Raw genomic sequence first — 1449 nt, 5'->3', positions numbered from 1 at the left:
ACTTACGGATGGCACGGCCCTGCCGGACTGGCTGGTGTTTGATGCGGTTGCGGAGAGTTTCTCAGGCACACCGCCGCAGGACTTCAACGGCACATTGAACATCATGGTGACGGCGAGCGATGGCTCACTTGCAACAAGCGAGACCTTCGCGCTTGAGATCACACCGGTCAATGATGCTCCGGAAGATCTCACATTGACAGGTTCAGAGGTCCAGGAACAAGACGCCGGGGCCGTGATTGGCATGCTCTCGGTCAGCGATCCGGATGTTGGCGACACGTTTACATATACTGTCGATGATGACCGCTTCGAAGTTCTGGGCGGCAACTTGAAACTGAAGGACGGTGAAAGCCTGGATTATGAGAGCGAAACTCAGGTTGTCCTCACGGTCACAGCCACGGATGCAGGTGATCTTGCGGTCAGTAAGACCTTCACGCTTGATGTCGGGGACGTTTACGATCCGGTCGTCAATGTGAGTGTCGTGCGTGGAGCAACATCGACCGTTGCAACGTTATCGGGCACCATGGATTACTACACGATGTCAACCGACAACGGTTTTATTGAACTGCACGCTCACGGAGGAAGCGCGGGGGTAGGCGGTGCTTACACGTTCCGCTTTGAGGATGATGGCGGGGAGTTTAACATCAGACTGGAAGCGGAGCAGCGGGTCAGCGATAATCTCGGTACGGACACGACAAGCGCCTTTGCCCGCTCCACAGCGCTTGTCAATGGTGGCTATGTGGTCACCTGGACAAGTAGTCAGGCCGATGCTGCGGGCTATGAGGTCCATGGCCGCGTGTTTTCCGCAAGTGGTACGCCTATTGGCGAAGAACTGGTGATTAATGCGACGTCCTCCGGAGATCAGTGGATGTCTTCTGCAGCCGGTCTGAATGATGGCTGTTTCGTGGTGGTGAGGCTGTCGACCGATCAGGTTGGTTCAGGCGAGGGCATTTTTGGCCAGCGCTTTGATGAAAGCGGCGTGCCCGTCGGAGGCGAGTTTCAGCTCAACACCGAAACTGACGGACATCAGAGCTTGCCTGACGTTGCTGCTCTGAACGACGGGGGTTTTGTTGCCGTGTGGTATTCGGACGGTCAGGATGGTGATCAGGGGGGCATCTTTGCGCAGCGCTTTAGCCAGGACGGCACGCCATCGGGATCCGAGTTCCAGGTGAACACGCATACTGCGGGGCAACAGATCTGGCCGACTGTCACCGTGCTGACGGATGGGAGTTTTGTCGTCAGCTGGCAGTCCGCGCTGCAGGATGGAGACCTGTTTGGTATCTATGGTCAGCGGTTCAACGCTGATGGAACCCCCCTTGGCGCGGAGTTCCAAATCAACACGCACACGGCAAGCGAACAAGGCGAGCCTTCAATCACGGCGCTGGAAGACGGAGGCTTTGTCGTCACCTGGCAATCCTTTGATCAGGATGGTGCATTGTGGGGTGCCTATGG

At 56.8% G+C, this 1449-nt stretch carries 1 protein-coding gene; it reads left to right on the top strand.

Features of this window, described 5'->3' with window-relative positions; genetic code table 11:
* Positions 1-1449, top strand: a 1449-nt coding sequence (locus tag ACR1XY_RS24495; RefSeq protein WP_480597407.1) for a putative Ig domain-containing protein, incomplete at both ends; no start/stop codon positions are given.

The organism is Ruegeria sp. AD11(2025) (assembly GCF_056542405.1).
The sequence above is the reverse complement of the archived record's forward strand: the minus strand, read 5'-3'. Positions and strand labels throughout refer to the sequence as shown.